At 43.7% G+C, this 18,840-nt stretch carries 15 protein-coding genes, 1 pseudogene and 1 riboswitch; of the genes and pseudogenes, 4 read left to right on the plus strand and 12 right to left on the minus strand.

The genetic code is table 11. From position 1 onward, the window contains the following. Nucleotides 1-65 precede the first annotated feature (65 nt). From LEP1GSC060_RS12610 to LEP1GSC060_RS20035, 6 genes are all read right to left on the minus strand, one after another. Nucleotides 66-584: a MepB family protein gene (locus LEP1GSC060_RS12610; RefSeq protein ID WP_003005153.1), complete on the minus strand. Its 519-nt coding sequence runs from the start codon at nt 582-584 to the stop codon at nt 66-68. A gap of 146 nt (nt 585-730) precedes the next feature. Continuing rightward, a complete protein-coding gene (locus tag LEP1GSC060_RS12615; protein ID WP_003005377.1) occupies nt 731-1,270 on the minus strand; it encodes a DUF1564 domain-containing protein in 540 nt (179 codons plus the stop codon). Nucleotides 1,271-1,522: 252 nt separating this feature from the next. After that, nucleotides 1,523-1,840, minus strand: a complete 318-nt coding sequence (locus LEP1GSC060_RS12620) for a helix-turn-helix domain-containing protein (protein ID WP_230458329.1) — start codon at nt 1,838-1,840, stop codon at nt 1,523-1,525. A 121-nt stretch (nt 1,841-1,961) separates the two neighbouring features. After that, nucleotides 1,962-3,170 (minus strand): glycosyl hydrolase family 18 protein, encoded by a 1,209-nt coding sequence (locus LEP1GSC060_RS12625; protein ID WP_230458333.1) that lies wholly within the window; start codon nt 3,168-3,170, stop codon nt 1,962-1,964. 285 nt (nt 3,171-3,455) lie between these two features. Continuing rightward, a complete protein-coding gene (locus tag LEP1GSC060_RS12630; RefSeq protein WP_080634567.1) occupies nt 3,456-3,881 on the minus strand; it encodes a hypothetical protein in 426 nt (141 codons plus the stop codon). Between the two features lie 113 nt (nt 3,882-3,994). Beyond that, on the minus strand, nt 3,995-4,141 hold the full coding sequence (locus LEP1GSC060_RS20035; RefSeq protein ID WP_155119680.1) for a hypothetical protein: 147 nt from the start codon (nt 4,139-4,141) through the stop codon (nt 3,995-3,997). Between the two features lie 263 nt (nt 4,142-4,404). On the opposite strand from LEP1GSC060_RS20035, the gene bcp reads away from it, so the two are divergent. From bcp to LEP1GSC060_RS12645, 3 genes are all read left to right on the plus strand, one after another. Beyond that, on the plus strand, nt 4,405-4,884 hold the full coding sequence (bcp, locus tag LEP1GSC060_RS12635; protein ID WP_003005110.1) for a thioredoxin-dependent thiol peroxidase: 480 nt from the start codon (nt 4,405-4,407) through the stop codon (nt 4,882-4,884). Then, nucleotides 4,881-6,368 (plus strand): leucyl aminopeptidase family protein, encoded by a 1,488-nt coding sequence (locus LEP1GSC060_RS12640; RefSeq protein WP_003005209.1) that lies wholly within the window; start codon nt 4,881-4,883, stop codon nt 6,366-6,368. The genes bcp and LEP1GSC060_RS12640 overlap by 4 nt, the downstream gene beginning before the upstream one ends. A 164-nt stretch (nt 6,369-6,532) precedes the next feature. Beyond that, nucleotides 6,533-7,282, plus strand: coding sequence for a DUF4846 domain-containing protein (locus tag LEP1GSC060_RS12645; RefSeq protein WP_003005365.1), 750 nt, complete (start codon nt 6,533-6,535; stop codon nt 7,280-7,282). Nucleotides 7,283-7,289: 7 nt separating this feature from the next. Here LEP1GSC060_RS12645 and LEP1GSC060_RS12650 read toward each other — a convergent pair whose 3' ends face one another. Next, a complete protein-coding gene (locus tag LEP1GSC060_RS12650) occupies nt 7,290-8,495 on the minus strand; it encodes a phospholipase C/P1 nuclease family protein (protein WP_036096406.1) in 1,206 nt (401 codons plus the stop codon). A 390-nt stretch (nt 8,496-8,885) separates the two neighbouring features. Continuing rightward, the gene (locus LEP1GSC060_RS12655; protein WP_003005144.1) at nt 8,886-10,061 is read right to left on the minus strand and encodes a DUF1343 domain-containing protein; all 1,176 of its coding nucleotides are present in this window, start codon (nt 10,059-10,061) and stop codon (nt 8,886-8,888) included. A 134-nt stretch (nt 10,062-10,195) separates the two neighbouring features. Here LEP1GSC060_RS12655 and LEP1GSC060_RS12660 point away from each other — a divergent pair. Next, nucleotides 10,196-12,721 (plus strand): annotated as a pseudogene (locus LEP1GSC060_RS12660) (cyclic nucleotide-binding domain-containing protein). 303 nt (nt 12,722-13,024) lie between these two features. On the opposite strand, the gene LEP1GSC060_RS12665 reads toward LEP1GSC060_RS12660, so the two are convergent. The 4 genes from LEP1GSC060_RS12665 to LEP1GSC060_RS12680 all read right to left on the minus strand — a co-directional run bounded on the left by LEP1GSC060_RS12665 (nt 13,025) and on the right by LEP1GSC060_RS12680 (nt 18,665). Then, complete coding sequence (locus tag LEP1GSC060_RS12665) at nt 13,025-13,687, minus strand: ankyrin repeat domain-containing protein (RefSeq protein ID WP_003005232.1); 663 nt, start codon at nt 13,685-13,687, stop codon at nt 13,025-13,027. Nucleotides 13,688-13,888: 201 nt separating this feature from the next. Next, on the minus strand, nt 13,889-15,052 hold the full coding sequence (locus tag LEP1GSC060_RS12670) for a YncE family protein (protein ID WP_003005428.1): 1,164 nt from the start codon (nt 15,050-15,052) through the stop codon (nt 13,889-13,891). A gap of 1 nt (nt 15,053) precedes the next feature. Next, nucleotides 15,054-17,216 (minus strand): TonB-dependent receptor plug domain-containing protein, encoded by a 2,163-nt coding sequence (locus LEP1GSC060_RS12675; RefSeq protein WP_003005220.1) that lies wholly within the window; start codon nt 17,214-17,216, stop codon nt 15,054-15,056. A 107-nt stretch (nt 17,217-17,323) separates the two neighbouring features. Then, nucleotides 17,324-17,501, minus strand: a riboswitch (cobalamin riboswitch). A gap of 303 nt (nt 17,502-17,804) precedes the next feature. Beyond that, nucleotides 17,805-18,665, minus strand: a complete 861-nt coding sequence (locus LEP1GSC060_RS12680) for a leucine-rich repeat domain-containing protein (protein ID WP_036096369.1) — start codon at nt 18,663-18,665, stop codon at nt 17,805-17,807. Nucleotides 18,666-18,840 lie beyond the last annotated feature (175 nt).

An 18,840-nucleotide genomic window follows, 5' to 3' on the forward strand; every position in this document is an offset into this window, starting at 1 on the left:
CGGTAAAACAGTCTAACCGTTGCAAGCGACGTCCGGGGAAAATCGTAGTCTGCCACAAAACTTCTTTATAACTTCAAAATTTTTTTCACTCGGCTTGCATCCGGTCGCTCGTTTTTTAAATTTTCTAAAAAGTATTCCGACTGCCAACTCTGAGTTTTTTCGGCCTGAGAATTGGGAGGAATATTCCAAGGCGGATAAACTCTAAATCCGCGTTTCCCTTCTTTGTCTCCCGTTAAGATTCCTTTTTGCAACAGGGCCTCTTTTGAAAAGATAAATTGTCCGGAACGATTTTGATCATAAACGAGGATGATAAAATAATCCACCGCGTCTTGTATATCGAACGGTCGAATCGGCGTTCCGTCGGCGTCTCGTTTCCAGAGCGTTACGAATTGTCCGATTTTAGTCGGGGTGATTTTTGCCACGCGGAACGTAATCTTCCGACTTTTCAGTTCAAAGTTGCAGGCTCCGTAATCCGAACTTTCCTTTTCTAAGATCAGGTTTTTAATTTGAACGTTGTATGGTCCTAAAACATTCTCTTGAAAGTTCTTTAAAATTTTATGGAGTTTCGGTATATTAAGATTCATTTATATTTTTTCTTGTACATGATTCCGATGCAATGCAATGCGTGGGAGTTCTAAAATCTTAGGATTTTTGGCGGATTTGTCCAAAGTTCACGTTTTGGTTTTCACGCTCAATCGCTTTCGCATTGGTTATATCGAGTCCGCGTTTTTTATGTCGGAAACCAATCTCTGTAATCCAATGCGTAAAAATGGGATAAGGGTCGGCAGCGTAGTTTGCGGGTCACTTGGTTGTCTACCAGGTCGAGGTGGAGAATATAACTGTAAGACCGGTGAAATGTGGGAACTCCCGCATTTAACGTATCCACGATAGAATCCCCGACTCCGACGTCCTCCAACCACAGCAGATAATTGAAAAGATAACAACGCGACACTCCATGAGCCTGCGCGAGCGCACCAAAGAGAGTCCAACTCCCTGTGCTAAGCCGAATATTCACGCGTTTCATCTTTAGTTTACCCGGACTGGGCTGATACAAGGTTCGCCCGGCCTTCTTACCCAAACGTTTCGTAGCGGAAAGATACTTTCCATACGTTCTCAAAAGTTCAGGAATCTTCCTCGGAAGCTCTTGCAAATCTTTCTCGGAAAAACCGATCCACGTTTCTTCCGGAATCAAAAGAGTCACCGTCTCGGTACGATTTTCCGTAAGAGTCGAGCTGATTTTAAAATCCGATTGTAGCCATAACGTTCCCATACCGGATACGGTTCCCGGAAAGTACGGAATGGATCGAATTTCTGCAAAAAAATTATAAAAAAACTAAATTCGACGTTATGGAAAAGATTCTTCGGAAAAATTCTTGTAAAAACCTGTCCTTGCCTGAAATACGTTGACCTTTTTTTCGACTGAAAAAAAGGGAAAATGAACAAAAGACAAAAGTTAAACCAACTGAGAGAAGAATCGAACCGCCAGTTACGAAGGTTCAGCGAACCATTGACCCCCTAACATCTATTCACTGCCCCCTAGCTCGGTTTCCACAAAATGACTTTTAAAAAATTCCTCAACCCCCGCTCTCGAATAAAGAATACTTCCATCGGTCAATCTCCAAAATTTTCCGAGTAATCCTTCTCTACGATAATCGCCGACCCTTCTGATGGTTCGTTTTAACAAAGCCGCAACTTCCTTGGGAGTCATCGTATCGCGAGGATCCTTTGGAACGGCCACCTCGGACAAACTCGACGAATTGTTTTTCGGTCCCAATTTGCCTACACACTTCCGATCGACTAAAAGCGAACCGTTAACGGTATAACCTCGCACCGACGACATTCCTTTTTCCCGATTTGAATTGCGAAAGTTGTTACTGTTCTTTTTGATCATGAGCAAACGAAAATACTCGTTCTCAATTGTCAAGCATTCGTCGTATCGAACCGAAACGGTCCCAAAGAAATCAAAACCGCTTCGAAACGTTTTCTTTGTTCTCGGGTTCGTTTTGAATCATCGACTTAAGATAGGAATGAATTTCCGGATCGTTGTCCCGGATCAGCTGCCAAAATGAGAATCCGGCTATTTTATATTTTTTTAATAGATTCATTTTCGTTTCGAAGGATCTTCGGTTCATATAAAACGCAACACGATCGCAACCCCCCAAAGTGTACCAAAGGGAAGGATCGTCGTAAACACGACCTTCGTGACGATATAAGTAAGGACGAAGGTAAATCCAATCCCCCGATTTTTTAGAGTCTTTAAAGATCTTTATTACGTCCGTCGGCTCCTCGACTCTCGGATTCCAGTTCGTTTTGATATGTTGAGCACGGGAATAAAAAACCGCCTTGGAAGGAATATCGCAGTTTAACGGCCAATCGTAGCCGTAGGTCGGAATCGCCATATACAACTTCATATTCGGAATTTTTTTAGTAGAATATTCTAATATTCTTTCGATCCACCAGGAAGGCGCCTGAGGACCGGGACCGGGAAAAGCGTTTTTCCTAGGATGTAGTTCGTAGGCCATGATCTTGACTTTATCGGCCACCTTACCCAAAAATTCATAGTCGTGTGAAAGTTGTCCCCGATAGGACTCGTAAAAATCCACCTGCATCTTTTTTCCGTTTTCTTTACAAAAATACTCGGACGGTATTTCGGCGTAAGTTTTGGGATGAATCGCGACCGAAAGGAGTTTATTCCTCTTTTTTAATTCTCCGGAAAGAAGCGTTAGGAACGATTCGAAACTTTCCTTTTTATCGCAGGTCATTCCTTCGTAATCGATGTCGATCCCGTCGTAATCGTAGGTTTCGATTTCATTTAAGATTTGTTGAATGTGATAGTCCCGTATCTTAGTGTTTCCGTTGAATCCGATCGCGTCTGAAACTTTTTCAAAATCGTTCTCCCATCGGAAGATGGTCGGTATGATTTTCGTCTTTGGGGAAATCGTTTTCAAAGCCCAGATATAAACTGCCTGAGCCTGAGGTTCCCAAACCGATTTGATCTTGCCGGTATTGGTCCTACCCCCTTCCAAGGTATAAAGAAAAGGATGGATCTCGTCGTATAAATGTATGTTTTGAGTCATCGCGACGATGTCGGAGGACCAAGTGGAAGCGAGAAATTCCCTTTCGTTCGGCTTCGATCGTTTATTGTTAAACGAAGTGAAAACTTCCGACACGGATGCGACAAACGACGGGTCGAACGGCGCCCCTATCGCCGCCGCTACGACGATCGTTATCGGCAAAATGAAAAAGAAGTTAAGTTTGGATTTCAAGGTGTGTTTCGATTTCAACCGAGCTAAGAGCTTGTCCCAAAAATTTGCAGGAGTTCCCACAGAAACCGTCTCTTTTACGGTTTTTAGGCTTTAAGATGATTTTCCCGTCGTTTAAAAACGTAGTAGTTCCCACATTTCAGGTTTTGGGACAAGCTCTAAATTAGGATTTGTGGGTCCTATTACGAAAATTTAGATTTGAATTCCCCGTTTTTTCAAAATGTCCAGAGCGGTTTGTCGCAACAAGGGATGGATCCGGAACTCGGAAGCCTCCGGAAAATCGGAAGTGGTCGGAACTCCGGCCCCCGGTGCCGTCGGGTCCGCAGGCTCCGATTTAAACTTATCGGCGCCGATCCACTGACTGAAGGCCCAGATCATTCTTTGGAAAATTTCATCGATCCGTTTTTGATAACCCGCTTTTTTATAATAACCGTAAGCGAGCAAGGGCATTTTTTTTTCGTACATAAAATGATCGCCTAAACGAATCAGGCCGTCCTTATATTCCGCTTTTATAAAAAGATCTCTGGCCTTTCGAATATCGCCCTCGTTAAAGGCCCGATTTCCTTCTCGAATCGCTTCCGCCCTTTCTCTGGAATCCATACCCAAACCATCGGACATTTTTCGGATTTTCGCAAGTGAAAAACGAACCGGGTCGGCTCCTGCGAAACGATCCGTGATAGTGACGCGACCTGAGTATTCGCAGGACCGGGCTCTCCGCTCCGGTCAATAAATTAAATTCCGGAGGAAATCCGACTTTCTGGAATGACCAATTTATTGACCCCGCCTCGATCCTTGCCGAGTTTCTCCAACACGATCCGTAGAGAACGACGCAGTTCAAGTTCTTCTCTCAGTTGGTTTAACTTTTGTTTTTTGTACATTTTTCCTTTTTTTCACTCGAAAAAAAGGTCAACGTATTTCAGGCAAAGACAATTTGTAGCATTCTAGAACCAGGTAAGTCCAAATTAAAATCCCAACTCCTAAAGTCTAACTCCTCGCCCCTCGAAGCGCGGGAGTTCCCACACTTCGAGGGGGGTTAGCGGTAGGAATTAGGGGTTTCGGAAATTCACATTTTTTTTAGAACTCTCTTGTAAGACGACGGGCTCCAAAAAAAAAATTCTAAGATATTCAAAAGAGGTATTCCATGAGCGAACTCAAAGCCGGATCCAAGGCTCCCGATTTTACGGCACTCAACGAAAAAGGAGAAAAAGTAAAACTTACCGACGTAACCGGACAAAAAGGAACCGTGCTCTATTTTTATCCGAAAGATCAAACCCCCGGTTGCACCACCGAGGCCTGCGATTTCAGGGATAATTTTTCGAGAATCAAAAAGACGGGGTTTAACGTGGTCGGAGTATCGAAAGATAGCGTAAAGTCGCATCAGAAATTCATTGAAAAGCAGGGGCTAAACTTCACCTTGATCTCCGATGAGGACGGAAAAATCTGCGAGAACTACGGAGTCTGGCAAATGAAGAAGTTCATGGGAAGGGAATTTATGGGAATCGTACGTTCCACCTTTCTCATAGGAGCCGACGGAAAAATCTTAAAAGTTTATCCCAAGGTAAGCGTGAAAGGACACGTGGATGAAATCCTTTCCGACATCAAAACACTGGAGAAAAAATGAAACTGGATAAGAATAAAATCCAAACCTCGATCGGAAAAAATCCTTCCAAGGCGTATTATAAATTACAACTACTCTTAAAGGATCACTTTCCCGAAAACCTAAAGACGAAATTTTCACTCCAAACTTCCTCCGGAATTTTTACCGGAGACAACGGACAAGTTTTCACGGACGAAACCGAAAAAATCATCTACTTAGGGTTAGGCGATTCTTCCAAAGTAAAAACGAGGGGAATCGCTCAGCAATTTTTTCAATTCGGAGAAAAACTCAAAAAATGGGACGGAGTAGGACTTGAAATTCATCTTCCAAAAGTTCTCACCACCGCGCTTCCCGCCGACCTTCTCGTGTATCAAATCGTAAACTCTTTGGAACAAGGAGCTTACGCGATCAACGTTCTCGCAAAAGAATACAAGGAAAATTCCAAAAAAACCGGAAACGTTTCCTTCATTCTCCAAGACGCCGCAAAAATCAAAGAAGCCGAAAAAGGACTCAAACGCGGAAAAGTAGTCAGCCGTTATATCAACGGAGCGCGTTACATCGCACATCTTCCGGCAAATCATTTCACACCGGAAGAATTCGTTTCCAGATCCAAGGAAATCGCAAAGGACAACGGACTCAAAATCACAGTCTTTGACGAACCTCAGTTGAAAAAAGAAAAGATGGGAGGAATCCTATCCGTCTGCGAAGGTTCGGATAAAAAGGCAAAGATGATCATTTTGGAATATACTCCCGCCAAACCGAGCACGAAGAAAAAACTCGCGATCATCGGCAAAGGTCTGACCTTCGATTCGGGCGGGATCAGCATCAAACCCGCACAAGACATGCACGAAATGAAATACGATATGTGCGGAGCGGCCGCTGCGATCCACGCGATCGGAGCCATCGCCGAACTGGGGTTAGGTGTTCCCGTCATCGCGGCGATCGGAGTCGCCGAAAATATGCCCGACGCGGCGGCGATCAAACCGGGGGACGTTTATACGGCTCATAACGGAATTACGGTGGAAGTTCAAAATACGGACGCGGAAGGCCGTCTGGTTTTGGGAGACGTTCTTTCCTACGTGGGAAAAAAATTCAAACCGGACTATATGCTGGATCTTGCAACTTTGACGGGAGCGATCATCATCTCCCTCGGACACGAGGCGGCGGGAGTGATGAGTAATTCGGAAACTCTCACGAACCTTCTCAAAGATGCGTCGGCTTCTTCGGACGAAAGAATCTGGGAAATGCCTCTTTGGGACGAATATTCCGAAGACTTAAAAAGTGATATCGCCGACATTCGTAACGTCGCGGGACGCGCGGGCGGCTCCTTATCCGCGGCGAAATTTTTGGAAAGATTTGTGGATCCCGGAATCGCTTGGGCGCATATCGACATCGCTGGGGCCGCTTGGAGAAAAAAGGCTTCGGGAACCCAGATCGGAAACGGACCGACCGGTTACGGGGTTCGTCTGTTAGTCGATCTCGCCGAAAAAATCGGAAAGAAAAAATAAAAACGTGTAAGGTCCAAACTAAACTTATTCTAAAAATTGAATATTCCAATGCGAATCGTATCGAAGTCTAAAATCAAATTAGTGCTTGTCCCAAATCTCAAAACAATCGCAAAGATTTGCGGCCATTCCGATAAAATCGGACGGTTGGCGGACAAGTTCTAAAGATGAAATCTCTTTTTTGGAAACTTTTCCTATTCGGTTTGATCCTATTCGGATTTTTTTCTTCCGTTTCCGGTTGTCTGGAAGCGGCTCCAACCAAGGTGAATGAAATCAATCTTCCTTCCGAGACGACACGAATTCGATTCGAAAAGGATTCCTTTCCGGATTTCGTACAAAACCTTCCGTTAAAGTCGGAGCCGACGCTTTGGACTTATAAAAAGGAAAATATCATTCGACGTTACGATACCATTGCGGTCTTGGATCTTCCTCTTTTGTTTAGGGACGATTTGGAACAATGTGCGGACTATTCGATGCGTATTTGGGCGGAATATCATAAACGGCAAAACCGTTTAAACCGACTTTATCTTTTCGATTATAACGGAAATCGAAAGTCTTTTTCCGAAAGCGGACTTTCCTATTCTTCCTTTTTGAGAAAGGCGTTTGTATCCTCCAATTCGTATTCCCTTAAAAAAGGAGGAAAAACGATTTCGGAAAAAGAGTTGAGACCGGGAGATCTTTTCGTTCAAAACGAAACCGGCGGGATCGGACACGTTTCCGTAATTTTGGATTCGGCACAAGATCGACAGGGAAAAAGATTCTTTTTAATCGGTTTCAGTTTTATGCCCGCTCAGGAAATCCATATCGAAAAAGCTCCGGAAGAATTCGGCTCCCGCGGTTGGTTTACGTATTCGGGTTTTCTTTCTCATCTGAAAGAATCGTATCCCTACGGAAATCCCGTTCTGAGAAGATTTTAAAACGCCCTTACTCCTTCAAAATAGAACGTAACATTTCCCTGGTGGCAAAACCGGTTAGGGAAAGATCCATTCCCGCCTCTTCCAAAAGACGATTCGATTTTTCCGGATCCAAGGTGGGAATGATTTCCTTCATTTTAGTTCCGAGTTCCTTTTCCAAATCATATTCAGGTTTCATTGTATATTCTTTTCCGAATGTGTTTACGATCGACTCATTGATCTCAAATGCGTGGGAAGAGGCCCGTTTTCCCACAAATTTCATCAAATCTTCGTTGGACGATATGGAAGGAAATCCTTCGGGATCTCGAACTAAAAATCCCGCCAAGGTCCGAGTTTCGGAAGTCGGGTTTTTATAAAACCGTATCCAATTGTAGGATAAAAAATCCTCGTATAAAAAATGACGATTGGCGACGAGCTGCGTGGTTTTTGTCTTCATCTCTTTTTTCGTTTCTTTGGATGAAAAGATATAACGAAGATAATAAAGGAAATCCGCGTCCGGAACCGCCTTGGAATGATACGGTTGTCCTATGTCTTGGATGTAATGACAGGCCCAAGCGGCAAAACGATATTTCCAATAGTCGTGTCCGGTTTTTCCGGCTAACACGGAAAGGCGGGAAAACAATTCGATTCGATCCAAAATCATTCCGCCTTCTACCACCTCGGAAGCGAAAATGGAAAGGATCCAATTTTCGTTTTGGAACTGCATGTGAAAGGGCGCCTTGCTGCTTTCACCTTCCGGTTTTCCGTAGGGTTGTTTTCCATAACCGTATTCGGTAAAACCCCAAAGACTATGATCCATTCCCCAATCCGGTTCGTCGATAAACGTATAAAGAAGATTTCTGATTTTGATTTTTTTTCCGATCGTGGATCGGAACCTCGCGGGAAGTTCCGGAAGATCGGGTAGATAAGGAGTAATCGACGAGACGGGAACGTTACCCGACATCGATTTGGAACCGGGAAGGATTCTTTCCACTTCCAAAAGTCGAGTTGCCGGATTGAGCCGCGCGGCTTTTAAAAATTCCAAAACCGAAGCCGACTCCGGATGAAATTCAGTTTTTCGAAATCGTTTCGAACCCCTCGCCTCTTCCCAGGCCGCAAATTCGTCGAAAAGAACTTTTAAGGATTGTCTTTCCTTTTTTACGAAAGAATCCAAGGACGACGATTCGACTTCTCCGGAAACGAACTTCATGGAAGGATGTTCGAGCGCCCGGTCCATGATGAGATAGTGGGTTCCCCAAGGAAACGCGGTCCCCGGAAAAACGAGAACAAACGATAAAACCCAAAACGTTACACGCCCTTTCGATCGATTACTCCGAAACGACTTCGAAAAAAAAATACGAATGGACACAAACAAACTCTCCAGCGTCGCCGTTTTTTGATTTTCCATCATACGATTTACCTTCTTACCGAAATTACTGATTTCTATAAAATTGAGCGCCGTTAATTTTTATCGCAAAATACCGTTTAATGCAAAAGATTCGGTACTTATTATATAGTTATGGGTAACGATCGACTCCGTTTTTTCAACCGCCGAACTCGCGTTAAGATAGTATTGAAATACGTTCCATACTATGAAATCGGACAAGTTTTGGAACGGATTCCGATTTCAAACGAGTTCCATCTCATTCCGTTTTTTCTTCCAAATCCGCTCTTGTTCATTCAAATATTCGAATACAATGGAATCCGAATGTTTTCCGTTTAGATAATCGAGCAAAAAACGATCTCCGACGAGCAACTCGATCGCGGGAAGATCCGACCTGAATTCGTAGGCGCCGTCCCTGTAAACGAAGTCGTTCGGATATTCTTCCCTTAACATCCGGATCAGTTTCAGGGAGAAAAATAAACTGTGAAACTTTTCCGGCTTTTTCAACAAAATCTGAAACCCCCCGCAGACGCGGTCCTTGTGTTTGTGAAAGGTCGGAATGAATTTCAAAGGCCGTAAAACCGCGCTTCCCTTTTGGGATTCTTCCAAACTCCTTCGAATCCGATCGTTTTGTTCGTTTATGTAAGGAGCCCCGAACGTTTCGAAGGGCCTCGTGGTTCCCCTTCCTTCGGAAAGATTGGTTCCTTCCAAAAGACATTGCCCCGCGTAGACGTAACAAGTGGAACGAAACGGAATATTCGGAGACGGCGGAATCCAAAGAAATTCGGAATCTTTTTTTTCATACCATCCCTTGTTTACAATTTGGATTTTTACGTTTAAGGAAAATTCTTTTTGGTAATAGGAAAGTAATTCACCCGGAGTCAAACCGTGACGATGTAAAACGCTTCTGACTCCGACGAAGGATTCGAATTCTTTTTGCAAAGGAGAACCTTCGATTTTTTTTCCCGCCGGATTGGGAGAATCGAAAACGACTACGGAAATCTCCCGTTTCCCGGAGGAATTCCACTTACCGATCTCTTCCAAAAAATAATACGCAGTCGTCAGAAATGTGTAATAACGCGCGCCCGTATCCCTTATGTCTACGATGATCACGTCCAAGCCGTCCAAAGAAACCGAATCCGGAACGAGACTGGACTCTTGATCTCCGTAAAGATTGATAAATTCCACTTTGTCCAGATCGTATCTCAGATTGGAACCGGAAACCTGATCCTGAAGTTCCGCAAAAAGCCCGTGTTCGGGAAGGAATATTTTTTTCAGATCGTAACGTCTGTGGATGGTTTGAAAGTGATATTCTCCGTTCGATCCGAAAGCGCTCTGATTTGTGATCATTCCGATTCGGGAAACACGAAGATATTTTTCTATTGGATTCATTCTTCCCGTATGGTTTTTAAGAGGCATAAGGAGTCAAGTTTAACGAGATGACTCTTAAAACGAAGAAACCCCAATCCGGTTTTTTATTTCTCTCTCAAAAAAATTGTTTTCTCTATGGATAAGAAATAGTTTCTTTTTCTTGGAAACCTCGATAATACAATATGACATTTGATCCTTCAGTTCCACAACAACAAGCCCAAGCCCCGGCGGGAACCTTATTGTTTTCGGAAGGTTCTTCCGCAAACACTCTAAACGTGCTTCACAGTGGAACGGTCCGTTATCTGACCGAAGCCCCCGGCGGAAGAAAACTCGAACTTTTTAAACTGAACGGAGCCAATTTGACTCCGGGATCCGTGGCTCTTTTTACGAGCGGAAGATATCCCTTTCATCTCCAAGCGGAAGAAACCTGCGTGATTTCCACTTACGCGATGAATCGGGAGACGATCGGAAAAAGCGTGGGATCCCGTGTTTCTTTGGGGCTCATGGTCGCAAGAACCCTTCTTAGAGAAATCACGGAACTGTTTAAAAAATCCAATCAGATCCGAAAGATCACTTAGGACATTGAAAAGGTAAACGACAATCTTTCGATTCTTTACTATCAATTCAATCCGAACGTATTTCCGGACATCAAACAAGGATCTCCGATTCCGGAGGTTTCCTCGGACGTAGTCGATCCGGTGATGCGTCTTTGTCGGGAGAATTTGAAATTATTTTTTGACAACGGAGGACTTCTTCCCGATAGACCGAGTCCTCAATTTTTAGAAGAGGAACACGAATCTCAACTTACGAGGTTATATCCGGAAGAGATCGATTTTCAGGACGGAGAATTCAACTTTATCCGAAAACTCGTAATGCAGGATCCCAAGATTCTGAACGCGTTATTCACCGCCGATCCTTCCATGATCTCTTACGTTTGTTCCAAACTCGCAAACGTTTTGGATCAAATTTCAGGAATTCTCAAAACCTGTCTTTCGGATTTGGACGAGGCGTTTCGAATCTTCTTAGCGGGCGAAAATAGTCTTGTGGAAAAATTTTATCTTATCTTGGACATTACCTCGTCCGGTTACGGAACGGCTCCCGCGGAATTCGTAGTACCCGTGTTAGGCGCCGTTGCGGGTAAGATCGAAAAATATAAGAACGGACATCAGGCGCTTTTCGGAGTCCCCGTTGCCAATCTTTCCCCGAACACGTCGGTCTTTCAATCCAAGGCCGGAGCTCTCTCCAAAAAGATGGAAGAAACGGCGCCGAAAGTACAAACTTCTTCGGCTTCTTCCGTCACGGCGGGAGTGGACGTGGATTCGATTCGCAAAGAATTGGACAACTCCGCATCCGTCATCATTCAGTTTTCGGGACTCGAAGCGGAAAAAGTAAAAGAATTTTCCGCGCTTATGGTCAAGGTAAAAAGCCTAAAGAACCCTCTCGATCCCGAAGGTGATAATAGAAAGATAAGAAGAACTCTCGGAAGACATTACTGGGATATGTATCAGGAATGTTTTATGAAGTACATGAATTCCAATCGAAACGTTCCCAAAGCGGTCGAACTCATGTTGAAGTACGGCTTCTTCGACGAGACGATGGTGGACGATTCTCAGATCGCCTTTATGTACACTCATAAGGACGCTCCGTACTCCGCTTCGGACATTCCCATTTCATTCGGAACCGAATGGCTGGAAAAGATTTATAAAAGAGAAATTCCGACTTCCTTGGACGAGATGGGACAAAACTTTTTTGAAAAGGTAAAGATGGAAAATAGATCCATCAATATCAAAAAAGAATCGGATATTCCGCCCGAGCTGGACAATCCTGTAACGAGACTCAAGTTTGAATTTGCTTCTCTTTACGAAGCGAACGTTAGACTCACTTCCGGAAGTCCGGCGACTCACTTTCCGATTTTGACTAAGTTTCATAGCCAGATGGCGATCGATAAAGCCTATGTTTCCAAAAAGATCATTGCGGAAACGGTTCAAGAACTTCTGGCGGTGGACTATTCCATTTTCCACAGAGAAGTGATCTACAACAATAACGAGTTGGGGATCACGAAAGAGTTCATCCAGAAAAGTGTGATTCCCGATTTTATCCTAGTTCCTTCCATCGGTACGAAGGTGATGATGTGGCAGGATCTTTCCGTCCACAGAGGCGCGGGTTCCAAGGAAAGTCCCGGAAGGATTGTCCTTCCTATTTTAGCTCAGGGCGATTTAAAAACGATGGTGGCGGACGCTCTGGCTGCGTTTCGTTGGGAACTCACCAAATCCATTTTAGGCGCGGAATGGAACAACGTGGGCAATCCATCCATCACTGCGGATTATACGGATTACATTCAGTTCTTTAAAAAGAACAAAGATCTTTCGATAGAAATCAAGGAAAAACTGGCGGGTGATTTCAAACGATTCAGAAACGACCGCGACATTTTCGCAAACGACTATCAACTCTGGATAAAATACGAATCCGACGGGGTCCAAAGACTCAACAAAGTAGTCCGAGGGATTTTTTATAGACATATCCCTTTCAGTAAACAGGTCCGGGATAAGGTGGCAAAAACGCCCGCCTTCGCGGAAATTCACAATCGATTCATCAATATTAGAAATCGTAAATATATTGAAATAGAAAACCGTTATAAAAAGTATCTCAACGCCTTGGGCAGCCTCCCCGATCCTTTACGCGACAATTTGGATTTTTTCCGTGTTTAGGATTCCGTAATATACCCGGCCTAAGGGGTTAGGGTTCAGAGGTCGGATTTCAGAGATTTTACAGAAGAGAGATTTAAAGATAGATCTAAAAAAACTTTGGACATCTTGTATCGGAGAGACCGGAAGAGCTTTAGGGAAACTTAGAGCCTGTCCCAAAACTTAAAACAATCGCAGAGATTCGCGGCCATTCCGATAAAATCGGACGGTTGGCGGACAAACTCTTAATATAACAATCAACGTATCCTAATGACATCTGTCAATATGATTTTAAGACTTTACAGGGTTCAGTTACAATGTTTTACGTCAACTTTCAATCTCCAACAATTTCGCCTCAGCAGCATTCCCTTTTTCTAATGCGATTGCGTGCGGAGTTTGTTCCTCGGAGCTCAAACTTTTTTTATCGGCGCCGTTCTTTAAAAGTAACCGAATGATGTCGCTACTTCCGGAACGACTCGCCGCAATGTGCAAAGGAGTGATACCTCCAGGATTTTGAACGGAATTCGCGTCCGCGCCTTTTTCCAAAAGGAGTTCCACAACGGCCTTCTTTCCGGTCGCTACCGCAGAATGCAGAGCCGTGTTTCCATAGGACAATTTACTTTTGGAAGTAAGACTTAGATCGGCTCCGGAGTATATTAAGAATTTTGCAACTTCCAAGTGGCCGAAATAGGAAGCAAGATGTAACGCGGACCAACCGTCTTTGGAAAGCGAGTTGATCACATCCGAAAAACCGGCAACCAATCGTTTCGTTTCCTCCAAATCTCCGAGAGCCGCAGCTTCGAAAAGATTCCTGCTAGGACTGATCTCATAAATCTCTTTAGAAATATCTAATTTTCCGTAATAAAGCGAAAATAATACGGGAGTAATTCCCTCTTCCGTTAAACTCTGAAAAAGACCGGGGTCCCTTTTTAATAAACCGATAACTTTCGTTTTTTGCCCGCCCGCAATCGCCTGAAAGATTTCCTGCATAGATTACCGTCTCTTTTTTGAAAAAGGATTGGAACCCGTTTTCAAAAAAAATTCAAGAGAATTCTTGCGGCTTGTATCAAAATCCGAATTTTCCCATTGATTGACGACGATCGCCGCCGCCTGAAAAAATGAGGGAAACTCATGCAACGCTTCCGCTTCGCGGCTTATGTTTGCCGGGGTTTTCGGCTTTCGGAAAGGCCCTTACTTCAATTCGATAATATCGTACGGTTGTAGGTCCACGGAAATCGGAGTCGGAGTCAATAAGGCGTTTTCTCTTTCCGTGTCGAACATAGTAACACCCGGTTGTTGAAACTGAGTATTTCCCACATATAAAATTTTATCCGATGCAAGTAGAATACTCGAAAGACTCGCGTCATAACTCGATGGAATGGTAAGAAGAGTGGAAGTTCTTTCTCCGGTACTCGGATTGAAACCCTGAAGAGTTTTTGTAAAACCGGAATCCAAAACGGCTACGTAACCGACCGAGTTCGATTTCACTTGCACTGAAAGTATATCTCCTCCCGCAACGACTTCCGAATAAATGAATCGAGAAATAAACGACTTCGTTGATAAGCGAAATGCGCTCACACCTCCGTCGATCCGACTTTGAAAACCCATTCTCGCCGGTGTTGCAATCACAAGATGAGGTTCTCCGAAAAGTTCCACGAGTTGCGGCTTTCCCACAGGATTAGAACTCGGGAAAGTATATACCCCGACGACCTCGTCCGTCGTTATACTAACCTCCAACAAAAGAGACGTTGTGTTCGGCGGGAAATATCCGGAAGGATCGTTCCGATCCAATCTCTGAACGCATACAAAAAGAGAATCGCCTACGATTTTCAGTCCGCTCATTTCCGGTATTCCATCGGGAGAACCGCCCAGTGAGAAAGGTTCCGCATAACGTGCGAGATCGATCGAAGCCGTGATCGTCATATACGTCGGATCCACGATCAACAAACGGGACGATCCGTAGAGACTCACGTAAGCCTTGGATGCGCTCGCAAATTCCATATCCGCCGGATTGACTTTGAATCCGAGTGAAAGTTCCGAGATCGTGACAAATCCGTAGTTCGGGTCCAATACCTGAATACTATCCCGATTCAATCGGTTTAACACATACACTTTTCCGTTTCCAAAACGCGCGACCGCGTCGGAGTGAATCGGGGTCAGCCCCGGATAAGCGTAGAAAAGAGTTGGATTGATCACTTTAAACCGTCCTCCTCCTCCGAAATCGGTGGTAACCACCCCTATGTTTCCAGGTAAATTTTGAATCAACAATAAACTTAAGAAAGAAGGCCTCTGAATATCCCCGCAAAATACATTCAAAAAAAAGAATACAATTAAAATATTAAGTTTCAATCTCATATCAAAATCTCGTACTCAAAGTCGCATACCAGCTTCTGCCCGGAAGAGGATATCCGATCAGATCGGAAATCCTTTGATCCGTAAAATTTTTCACTTCCAAGGTAAGTAAAACTTCTTTCGAAGGCGCCGATTCCTTTAAATTGCCGAAAGAATCCTGCGACGGTTCGCCCGGTTCTAAAAAAAGAACCCAGGTGAAAAAATAATTCCAGATCTGCCTCGCGGGAATGTAATTGATGTATTCGTTCGTTCTATCCCGAAATACGGCGCCGATATACAACAATTCGATCCCGGTTTCCAATTTTTTTCCCTTCCAAGAAACCGTACTCGAAAACTCGTGCCTCGGTCTCAAAGGAAGAATTTTTCCGCGCAGATACGGAGAAGAAGAATTGTTAATCGCTTCTTGATACGTATAATTGAATAAGAATTTAATCCCGTATTTCCAGTCTTCTCTATGAGAAAATTCTAATCCTCTAATTCTCGCCGAATCCACGTTTTCCGGTCTCAGAGTAAACTGAGAATTCGGAAGAAACAAAATCATATCCTTGATGTCTTTGGAAAAATAAGAAACGCTCGTTTTCGTTTTTAAAAAAGAATGATCCGTCTTTAAGACAATACCTCCGTCCCCGTTGCCGCTTTGTTCCGGTTTCAGATTCGGATTGGCAATGATACTTCCTTGTTCGCCGAACATTTCCAAAAACGAAGGGATTCGATACTGTTTGGAAACGTTCGCTTGAAATTGAACGTCCCAATTTTCCTTTTCAAACCATTTCCATACAAAACCTAATTTAGGATTTGTGAATGTAGTTTTCTTTTGATCCCCGGCCAAAGGATCCTGTTTTCTATACCAAGGTTCCTCCGAAGGAAAACGATCCTTGTAGTGATCCCAGGTCACCGAAGGAATCAGAAGAACTTTCGCGTTCCAAAGACGAACCTCGTCTTCCAAACGAAAGGAAGAATACGTTCTTTCCTTCAACGGTTCCGTCTTGACTACAAAGTTGGAAGGAGTCAGCCTTTCCCGATCGAAGGACTCCTTTTCCAAGGAAACAAAACCTCGGATGATCTGATAATAATCCGTAAGATACAAAGCGGGCATCAGTTGAACGCCCGCTTGTCGGATCTCCGCTCGAGCATTCGGAGCGCCTTTGGAAAACTCCGAACCCGGATCGAAAAGATCGTCCTTGGCCGCGGTATAAAAACTTCTGGTTTCCAAACGAAAAGAATCCACGAATAAACCCTTCGTATCCGTCGCAAAGGAACCCGTATATCGATCGTATTTTCTGTGAACCTGATTCGTTTGATTGGAACCCGGCCCGGGAAGACCGTGGATTCTATGATTGAAGTCGTTTAACAATTTCAGTTCGGTCTTACCGATTTGATACTTGAGCGTTCCAAAAAGAGCCGCTCTTTCGAACGCGGCGTTCCTTCTTCGATCGATAGTGTCGTCTAACGTGTTTAAAACCGCGGTTCCGTGATCGTTTTTAAAGGAAAAGTTTTGGTCCGATTTTTCTCCAAGAGCCAAAAAACTCGTTCCGATTCCTTTGTAGTTTCCCGTATGAGAGACACTCGCCTTACTCGTGTTAAACGAACCACCGCCTAAATTGATTCTCGTCCTCGGTTTTCCGGAATCCTTTCTTGTGACGAGATTGACCGATCCTCCGATCGCGGAACCGGAAAAACCGATCGGATTTCCGGATCGGTAAACTTCCACACTTTCCAAACTGTCAAAAGGAAGATCCGCGAGATTGACTTCTCCGCCTTGGGAATTGTTGAGAGGAACTCCGTCCAAGTAAATCCTGGATTGATTCGGATTGGTTCCTCGAATGGAAAGAGTGGAATAAGAGCCGAGTCCTCCGAAGGATCGAACTCTGAGTCCCGCCTCTCTTTCCAATACCTCGGGCAAAGACGTATAACGTGCCGAAGTTTCGTCGAGTTTGATCGCGGATTGGAACCCGCTCGGATTGGAACGGAAATTTTGGGAACCGGAATCGGCTACTTTTCCGACCACTTCGACGGTTTCGGCCTTTTGAATGGACGAATCCGCCTTTTGAGCGGTCGAATCGGGTCGGGAAGGCGGACGATTCTGAGCGATAAGCCCGGAAACAAAAATAGGCAAAAACAGGATTATAGAATATTCTAAAATTCGAATGTATTGGATTGATCCCATTTTTCGCGCGGGCGCAAGAAGGGAGAGAAAAATCGGGGGAACCCCGGCGGATATCGATCGTACGAAAGCCTATTTTTCAAACCCGACCTTACATCCCGAAAGTCCCATTAGTTTGTTTCCACTGGTTAGGTCTTCTGGCTTTCGCCGACTTCGCTCCCTTCCCGTGAAAATCACAGTGGTATTGTTGCGAAATCTTTTTTGGCGATTACAGCTGCGGGTTCAGCTCCGGACTTAAACCGGATTCCCTTCCTCTTTACGAGGATAAACAAGTTTGTGCTCCAAGATTTCGAAGACGGGTCCAGGGAGCAAGAGAATTCTATTGCTAAAAAGGAAGAAAGATTTGGTTTGAAAGGTTGAATCAATCGGTCATTTTCTGAGTGAAGCTGGAAAGTTTTACGGAAGTTTGTGCCAAGAAGGTTATTCAGGAAATTTTTGAATTGGGTGTTTGAAATCGAATTGGGAGGTAAGATCGATTCAATACGAAACATTCAAAGATTACAGGAGGAATTTGTCATGTTATCCTAAATCAATTCGATGACATCACTCAACTTTAAATATCTTTGAATCACTCGTTTTTTCGAAAAAAATCTACCACCGGATATCACACTTCGGAAGTAGCCTCTGAACCTTTTCCCGCTCTCGAGACGAAAAATGATTTCCTTTCAACCCTAAATATTCCAAATTCTTAAGTTGTTCAATCTCTTTAGGCAGTGTAGTAAGTTGATTATTATTCAAAATTAAAACTTTCAATTTTGCGAGTTGACCGATTTCTTTCGGAAGAGTTGTAAGTTGATTTCCACCTAAATCTAAATCTCTCAAATTCTGAAGTTGACCGATCTCTTTTGGAAGAGTTGTAAGTTGATTTCCACGTAAATATAACGTTTGCAGTTCCTGAAGTTGCCCGATCTCATTGGGAAGAGTTGTAAGTTGATTATCATATAAACTTAAATACTTCAGATTCTTAAATTGTCCAATCTCATTAGGAAGAGTTGTAAGTTGATTAGAACCTAAATCTAGACTTTCGAGATTCTGAAGTTGACCGATCTCTTTTGGAAGAGTTGTCAATTGATTTCCACGTAAATATAAACTTTCGAGATTTTGAAGTTGACCTGTTTCTTTCGGAAGAGTTGTAAGCCTATTATTGTTTAAAGATAATTTTCCCAAATTCCGAAGTTGGCCGATCTCTTTAGGAAGAGCCGTAAGTTGATTCCCACTTAAATCTAATTCGCGCAGATTTTGAAGTTGTCCGATCTCTTTCGGAAGAGTTGTAAGTTGATTTCCACTCAAGTCCAAGCTACGGACCTTTCTGGAATCGCGAAGGGCCTCCGTTAAGTTATCGTAGTAACCCTCCGCTCCAATTTCCGTGAATATACATACGCACAAAAGGAGAGAAAAAAGCGAACCCGTTATGACTTTTCGTAAGTTGATGCGGGATGGATTTGAATTCATATTTGGTCTTTTACTACAAAGTAGTTTTTACAAAAGAAATTTCTTCCGTCGGAATTCGACATCTCGCTTCCCAACTTTTTTTGAGAATCGGGTTCCATGATTGAAAACAACTCTGAATAGAAAGCAGATCCCGGATAAACCCCGCAACGATTCATTCACATTAGAATCGGACGTT

It is taken from the genome of Leptospira weilii serovar Ranarum str. ICFT (assembly GCF_000332415.1).
GTDB classification, from domain to species: domain Bacteria; phylum Spirochaetota; class Leptospiria; order Leptospirales; family Leptospiraceae; genus Leptospira; species Leptospira weilii_A.

Coding starts and splice junctions, on each gene's coding strand:
- LEP1GSC060_RS12610 (WP_003005153.1), bottom strand. CDS start 584: ATGAATCTTAATATACCGAAACTCCATAAAATTTTAAAGAACTTTCAA.
- LEP1GSC060_RS12615 (WP_003005377.1), bottom strand. CDS start 1,270: ATGGGAACGTTATGGCTACAATCGGATTTTAAAATCAGCTCGACTCTT.
- LEP1GSC060_RS12620 (WP_230458329.1), bottom strand. CDS start 1,840: ATGTCGTCGGTGCGAGGTTATACCGTTAACGGTTCGCTTTTAGTCGAT.
- LEP1GSC060_RS12630 (WP_080634567.1), bottom strand. CDS start 3,881: ATGTCCGATGGTTTGGGTATGGATTCCAGAGAAAGGGCGGAAGCGATT.
- LEP1GSC060_RS20035 (WP_155119680.1), bottom strand. CDS start 4,141: ATGTACAAAAAACAAAAGTTAAACCAACTGAGAGAAGAACTTGAACTG.
- bcp (WP_003005110.1), top strand. CDS start 4,405: ATGAGCGAACTCAAAGCCGGATCCAAGGCTCCCGATTTTACGGCACTC.
- LEP1GSC060_RS12640 (WP_003005209.1), top strand. CDS start 4,881: ATGAAACTGGATAAGAATAAAATCCAAACCTCGATCGGAAAAAATCCT.
- LEP1GSC060_RS12645 (WP_003005365.1), top strand. CDS start 6,533: ATGAAATCTCTTTTTTGGAAACTTTTCCTATTCGGTTTGATCCTATTC.
- LEP1GSC060_RS12650 (WP_036096406.1), bottom strand. CDS start 8,495: ATGGACCGGGCGCTCGAACATCCTTCCATGAAGTTCGTTTCCGGAGAA.
- LEP1GSC060_RS12655 (WP_003005144.1), bottom strand. CDS start 10,061: ATGCCTCTTAAAAACCATACGGGAAGAATGAATCCAATAGAAAAATAT.
- LEP1GSC060_RS12665 (WP_003005232.1), bottom strand. CDS start 13,687: ATGCAGGAAATCTTTCAGGCGATTGCGGGCGGGCAAAAAACGAAAGTT.
- LEP1GSC060_RS12670 (WP_003005428.1), bottom strand. CDS start 15,052: ATGAGATTGAAACTTAATATTTTAATTGTATTCTTTTTTTTGAATGTA.
- LEP1GSC060_RS12675 (WP_003005220.1), bottom strand. CDS start 17,216: ATGGGATCAATCCAATACATTCGAATTTTAGAATATTCTATAATCCTG.
- LEP1GSC060_RS12680 (WP_036096369.1), bottom strand. CDS start 18,665: ATGAATTCAAATCCATCCCGCATCAACTTACGAAAAGTCATAACGGGT.